Genomic DNA, 5,376 nt, shown 5'->3' on the forward strand with positions numbered 1-5,376 from the left:
CGTGGAGATGCCCAGCGTGATGCTGTGAACCGTCCCGGTGAGATGCGGATCGAAGCCCATCAGCTTCACGTCGGCGGTGTCGCCGACCCGGATGTTGGACATCTTGGTCTCTTCGAAATAGCCGTCGATCCAGAAGGAATCGGTGTCGACCACGTTGATGTTCGCGGTGCCGGTCCGGGCATAGTCGCCGACGCGCATCAGCAGGTTCGTGACCCGCCCGTTGACGGTGGATGTCACCCGGGTGCGCTCCAGGTTGACCTTGGCCTGCCGCAATTGCGCCTGGGCGCTCTCCAGCGCCGCCTCGGCGATCTTGGCCGCGCCGGCAAATTGCTGCTTCTCTTCGACGGAGGTCGACACCGTCGAGAGCGCCTGCCGCCGGGCCGACTGGGCGTTCTTCACCTGCAGGTCGGCCTCGCGGTTCTTGACCTCGGCATCCGCCGACGCGACCGCGACCTCGAAGTCGATCGGGTCGATGACGTAGAGGACGTCGCCCTTGCGCACGGTCTGGTTGTCCTGGACGCGGACCTCGACGATCTGCCCGGCGACCTGCGGCGCGATGTTGGCGACCTGCACCCGGACCGTGCCGTCGCGCGTCCAGGGCGCCGCCACGTAGAATTCCCAGACGAAGGCCGCCGCCAGGATCGCGGCGAGCAGGATCACGCCGGTGGCCGCCAGCCGGAAGATCTTGGCGGCTCGGCCCCGGCGCGGGATCGCGGGCAACGGATCGCGCCGCCCCGGCGCATCGTCGCGGGCGGCGGGCTTCGGATCGTCCTCGTCGGCGGTCGTGTCGGGCATCAGATGAACGCTATCAGGAGGGCGAGAACACAGACGTAGAGGCCGGCCTCGGCGAGCGGGGCGTTGGCGACGTAGCGGCTGAAGCGGAGGCGCGCGAAGGCGAAGCGCAGGATGATCAGGATCACGAACGCCGCCAGGGCATAGGCGACGAAGGCCGTGACCAGCACCCCGCCGACATGGATGTCCTCGTGCATGGTAACCCCGGAAGAAGTCGCCCGTCAGAAGAGCGCGATGTCGAGGCGATGGAGGAATCGCCGGTGGCGGGTGATGGTCCGTGATGCGGTGACGAGATCGCTGGCCGCGCGGGCGGTGGTGAGCCGCACGGCCCGGCCCTGGCCGGCGGCGGCCCGGATCAGGTCACGCGCCGCGGTCTCGAGCCCGCGATCGTCGCCCGAAGCCAACGCGTCCCGTGCCCGCGGGATCGCGCCACGCAGGGCCTCGATGGACCAGAGGCGGCGCAGCTCCGCATGGGCCCGGGCGGCGGCGGCCTCCAGACGGGCGAGGGCGAAGGCGTGATGCAGGTTCGCCCGCCGCACGGCGCCGCTCCCCGAGCTGTAGCCGGCGAACTGAAACAGCCGGTCGGCATTCAGGCTGGTGCGGGTGGTGGCGTCCCCTCCCTGGCCGATAAGCGCGTCGGCAAACCGCCGCCGGGGCCAAATCGAGGGCGAAGCCCCGCTGCTGCGCGGGCGTGATCGCAAGGACCAGGCGGACGACGATCGACAGGATCACGGCCGCCGCAACCACGAGGAACGCGTCNAGCAGGAAGGTCAGGGCGTCGTAGGTCTGCGGGTTCGAGGGGCCGAGCAGGACTGGAAAGAACACGATCAGGATGAAGCCGATGCCGAAGGTCTTCGGGTTCAGCGACAGGAAGCAGCCGAGGAAGATCACCGGCGCCATGACGATCGCCAGCATCGGGAACCCCTGGACACCGTTCAGGAGCGCGAAGCGGGCGATGCCCGCAAGGGTCGCCGCGAGCGTCATCCCGATGACGACCCCGTTGGCGAATTTCTTCGGATCCGGCGTCACGGAGGACAGGGCCGCGGTGGCGGCCACTTGGACCAGCGCGAAGGAGGCCTGCGGCAGGCCGAGCGCCACGAAGGCGGCGGCCGTCACGGCGAAGCTCAAGGCGACCCGCAGGGCGCCGCGGAGGGCGACCGGGAAGTCGCGATGGGTCGGCAGCCGGGCGTCGCGCAGGGGCTCGTGGCCGTCCGCCACCGCGCGGATGCCGTCCTGCGCGAAGGTCGCCGCACAGACGAAGTCCAGGGCGCGCTGGAGAACCACCACCTCGTCGAGGGGCCGGTGCCCGTCCCGGATCGCGGAATCGACCAGGTCGCGCAGGCGCTCGTCGTCGCGATCGAGGGCATCGGGATCGGGCGCGTCGGCCACCCTTCGGCAGATCGCCATCGCCTCCGCGACCGCCGGGCTCGGATGGCGCAGGCACGCGGCCGCAGCCGCCACGCTGCGGATCGCGGCCGCCATCGCGTACAAGGCGGCGATGCAGCTGCGCGCGCCGGCCGCACGGAACCGGCCGTCGTCGAGTTCGCCCGCGATGGCGCTGGCATCGGCCCGCATCGGCGCGATGGTGCGGATCAGCGCGGCGGTCCGCGTCGCGCCGAGATCGCCGGATTCCAGCGTCTCCCGGGCATAGCTCCGCGTGTCGTCCCAGCCCTTGCGGAGTTGGGGCAGCAGCGCCCGCCACGTGCTCGGGGAGGCGAGGGCGTCGTTGATGAAGGTGATCACGACGATGCCGAGAACGATCACGGCGACGCGGGACACGGCGGCGTCGAATGTGCCCTGCGGGTCGTCGATCTGGCCCAGCGCGACGATCGCCACGGTGTAGCCGGACAGCATGGCGCCGTAGGCCCGTGTGTCCTGCAGGTACTGGGCGACGAAAACGCAGAGGCCGAGCCAGACGGTGAAGCCGAGGAGCAGCAGCACCCGGTCCTGCCCGAACAGGGCCATGAAGACGATCGACACCGCGGCCCCGATGAGCGTGCCGAGAAGGCGGTAGACCGCCTTGGAAATGGCCTGCCCGCGCTTGGGCTGGGCGAGGATCGCCACGCAGGTGGCGGCGGACGAGGCGCTGTCGAGCTGGAGCCAGAAGGCCATCGCCAGCGCCAGCATCATGGCGATCCAGATGCGCAGGGCAAAGGCCCAGGCCGCCGGCTTGGGCACCCAGGCATCGAGGAACGCCACCGCGCGGTCGAGAAGCGACCCGGCCGACGGATCCGCGGCGGGCGCGACCGGGGCCTCAGCCATGCCGGACCCGGCGCGATGCGCCGTCCGCCGCCCGTGGGGACGGATGAAGGTCCATCATGTCCTCGCCTTTCCCGCCGCCCCGCCGCGGATGTCTGAACAATCGAGAAGCGCTGCGGTTCGCGACCGGCTCAGGCTTTATCGCCGCCCTTCAGCCGCTTGTTGCACTTGCTCCAGTACTGCGGCCATTTCGGCCCCTGCGCGGCCTTCTGAGCGTCGGTCAGAGCGCGCCACTCGGCGCCGCAGGTCTTCTGCCGGTCGCGGGCGGCGGACTGGCCGGCGCTCGGCTGCTTCGCTGCGGGCGAGGCCGGCGCCGCCGAGGGCGCCTCGGAGGCCGGCGGCGCCTTTGCTGTCGACTCCTTGGCGGCCGGCTCCTTGGCGAGGACAGGCTGGGCGGCGAGCAGCGGCACGGACAGGATCGCGATCCTGACGAGACGATCGATCATCGAAAATTCCCCCTCGGGCGTCGTTGCGACGCCCGAGACGCAGTCTCGCCGCTCGCCCCGGGAGACGGCAAGCCCGGCGCCGCAGCCGCCAACAGCTGCCGCCACGCCGTGTCGAATCCTCAGGCCCGCTCTCGGGATGCCCTTGAGCGTGGCCGGGAAATCGTCTTCACTGTCGGGGTTGTCCGGAAAAGGCGGAGGACCATCGCACCGCCGACGATTGGGTCCAGGAGCAGACAGAGCATGGCAGCGGTGTCCGGGCGGCCGATCGACGTCCATACCTGGAGTACGCCGAACGGCTGGAAGATCCCGATCATGCTGGAGGAGTGCGGGCTCCCCTACCGCATCGTTCCCGTGGACATCGCCAAGAACGAGCAGTTCGCTCCCGATTTCCTGGCGATCTCACCCAACAACAAGATCCCGGCCATCGTCGATCCGGAGGGTCCCGGTGGACAGCCGATCTCGGTCTTCGAATCAGGCGCGATCCTGCAGTATCTCGGCCGGAAAACCGGGCAGTTCTATCCGGCCGACGAGCGCGCCCGCGTCCTCGTCGACGAGTGGCTGTTCTGGCAGGTGGCGGGCTTCGGGCCGATGCTTGGGCAGACGCACCACTTCAAGATCTACGCGCCCGAGAAGCTGCCCTACGCGATCGACCGGTTCACCGCAGAGGCGAAGCGTCTGTACGGCGTGCTGGAGCGACGCCTCGAGGGCCGCGCTTTCTTGGCCGACGACTATTCCATCGCCGACATCGCGACGTTCACCTGGGCGAAGCTGAACTTCAAGCAGGGCGTCGACATCAACACCCTGCCGAACGTGGCGCGATGGCTCGAGAGCATCCTGGCGAGGCCGGCGGTGCAGCGCGGCCTCGCAGCGATCTGACAGGCGCTCAGTTCTTGTTCGCCGCCTGCTGGTTCACGTCCGGCACGCGGGTCCAGGTCTGGGATCCGCACAGGATCTTGAGCATGCAGCCCGAGACGTTGAGTTCGGCCTCGCTCTCGCGCTCCAGGCTGACCGTATAGATCTTGCCTTCTTCGATGTTGTAAAGTTCGCCGGTGTATTTCTCGTCGTCCGGCTTGAGGCCTTCGATGAGCTGCAGGCCGATCACCGGCCGCGCGCGCTTCTTCGGGTCGGGATTCTTGAGATCGGTGCGGGGAGCGCCGTTGTCGAAGGTCGGCGTCTTGAGCCAGACGACCTTGCCGCAGACGAGCTTCTGACCGGGCCCGCAGCGATCGATCCGGATCTTGGCGCGGCCGTCGCCGGTGAGCCAGGTGCCGGACGGATCCTTCGCGGTGTCGGCGGCGGCGGCGGTGAGGCCGGCGAGAAGCAGGCTGGCGCTGAGAGCGAGTCGCATGGTTCGTCTCCGGGATTGGGGCGTCGCGGACGCCCGAGGGGTGGACGAAGTCGGTTGGTGCGCGACTAGGCCGTCGCAATCGGGCGATTTTTCGGCCGTGTTGCGGCAGAGCCACGGCTGCGCTTGGACCGGCCGGTTCCGGGACGCCGCTTGAGGCACGGGGGGGCGCCCGCTATAAGCCCGGCGCCGAAGCGAAATTTTCGCTGCCGCGGCGCGTCCGGCCTCCCGGCGTGCCGCAAACCTTTTCCACAGACAGACCGGACGCACCATGGCCACCGAGCGCACCTTCTCGATCCTGAAGCCCGACGCGACGCGGCGGAACCTGACCGGCGCGGTCAATGCCGTGATCGAGGAGGCGGGCCTCCGCATCGTCGGCCAGCGTCGCATCCGCATGACCAAGGAGCAGGCCGAGAAGTTTTACGAGGTGCACAAGGAGCGCCCGTTCTTCGGCGAGCTCGTGACCTTCATGACCTCCGGCCCGGTGGTGGTCCAGGTTCTCGAGGGCGAGAACGCGGTGGCCAAGTACCGTGA

Annotated in this window: 8 protein-coding genes; 2 read left to right on the forward strand and 6 right to left on the reverse strand. The window is 69.3% G+C overall.

Translation table 11 applies throughout. From position 1 onward, the window contains the following. From I53_RS04330 to I53_RS04345, 5 genes are all read right to left on the reverse strand, one after another. A partial coding sequence (locus I53_RS04330; protein WP_043347069.1) for an efflux RND transporter periplasmic adaptor subunit occupies window positions 1-795 on the reverse strand: 795 nt, incomplete at its 3' end. Then, window positions 795-989, reverse strand: a complete 195-nt coding sequence (locus I53_RS04335; RefSeq protein WP_043347071.1) for a DUF1656 domain-containing protein — start codon at window positions 987-989, stop codon at window positions 795-797. The genes I53_RS04335 and I53_RS04330, both read right to left, overlap by 1 nt. Before the next feature lie 24 nt (window positions 990-1,013). After that, window positions 1,014-1,196 carry a hypothetical protein gene (locus I53_RS34860; RefSeq protein ID WP_251982214.1) on the reverse strand — a complete coding sequence of 61 codons (183 nt, stop codon included), beginning with the start codon at window positions 1,194-1,196 and terminating at the stop codon, window positions 1,014-1,016. Then, complete coding sequence (locus I53_RS04340; RefSeq protein ID WP_251982215.1) at window positions 1,153-3,054, reverse strand: FUSC family protein; 1,902 nt, start codon at window positions 3,052-3,054, stop codon at window positions 1,153-1,155. Before I53_RS04340 ends, I53_RS34860 begins: the two co-directional genes overlap by 44 nt. A gap of 128 nt (window positions 3,055-3,182) precedes the next feature. Then, on the reverse strand, window positions 3,183-3,497 hold the full coding sequence (locus I53_RS04345; protein WP_043347072.1) for a hypothetical protein: 315 nt from the start codon (window positions 3,495-3,497) through the stop codon (window positions 3,183-3,185). A 240-nt stretch (window positions 3,498-3,737) separates the two neighbouring features. Between I53_RS04345 and I53_RS04350 the strand changes: the two genes are divergently transcribed. Then, window positions 3,738-4,373 carry a glutathione S-transferase N-terminal domain-containing protein gene (locus I53_RS04350; RefSeq protein WP_043347074.1) on the forward strand — a complete coding sequence of 212 codons (636 nt, stop codon included), beginning with the start codon at window positions 3,738-3,740 and terminating at the stop codon, window positions 4,371-4,373. A 7-nt stretch (window positions 4,374-4,380) separates the two neighbouring features. Here I53_RS04350 and I53_RS04355 read toward each other — a convergent pair whose 3' ends face one another. Continuing rightward, on the reverse strand, window positions 4,381-4,845 hold the full coding sequence (locus I53_RS04355) for a DUF2147 domain-containing protein (protein WP_043347075.1): 465 nt from the start codon (window positions 4,843-4,845) through the stop codon (window positions 4,381-4,383). A 268-nt stretch (window positions 4,846-5,113) separates the two neighbouring features. Between I53_RS04355 and I53_RS04360 the strand changes: the two genes are divergently transcribed. Further along, window positions 5,114-5,376, forward strand: a 263-nt coding sequence (locus I53_RS04360; RefSeq protein ID WP_043347078.1) for a nucleoside-diphosphate kinase, incomplete at its 3' end; no start/stop codon positions are given.

This window comes from Methylobacterium sp. B1, assembly GCF_000333255.1.
In the GTDB taxonomy this organism is placed as follows: domain Bacteria; phylum Pseudomonadota; class Alphaproteobacteria; order Rhizobiales; family Beijerinckiaceae; genus Methylobacterium; species Methylobacterium fujisawaense.

What these genes read in the sequence shown, in the direction of transcription:
- I53_RS04335 (WP_043347071.1), bottom strand. Translation starts at nt 989, where the DNA reads ATGCACGAGGACATCCATGTCGGCGGGGTGCTGGTCACGGCCTTCGTC.
- I53_RS04355 (WP_043347075.1), bottom strand. Translation starts at nt 4,845, where the DNA reads ATGCGACTCGCTCTCAGCGCCAGCCTGCTTCTCGCCGGCCTCACCGCC.
- I53_RS04345 (WP_043347072.1), bottom strand. Translation starts at nt 3,497, where the DNA reads ATGATCGATCGTCTCGTCAGGATCGCGATCCTGTCCGTGCCGCTGCTC.
- I53_RS04350 (WP_043347074.1), top strand. Translation starts at nt 3,738, where the DNA reads ATGGCAGCGGTGTCCGGGCGGCCGATCGACGTCCATACCTGGAGTACG.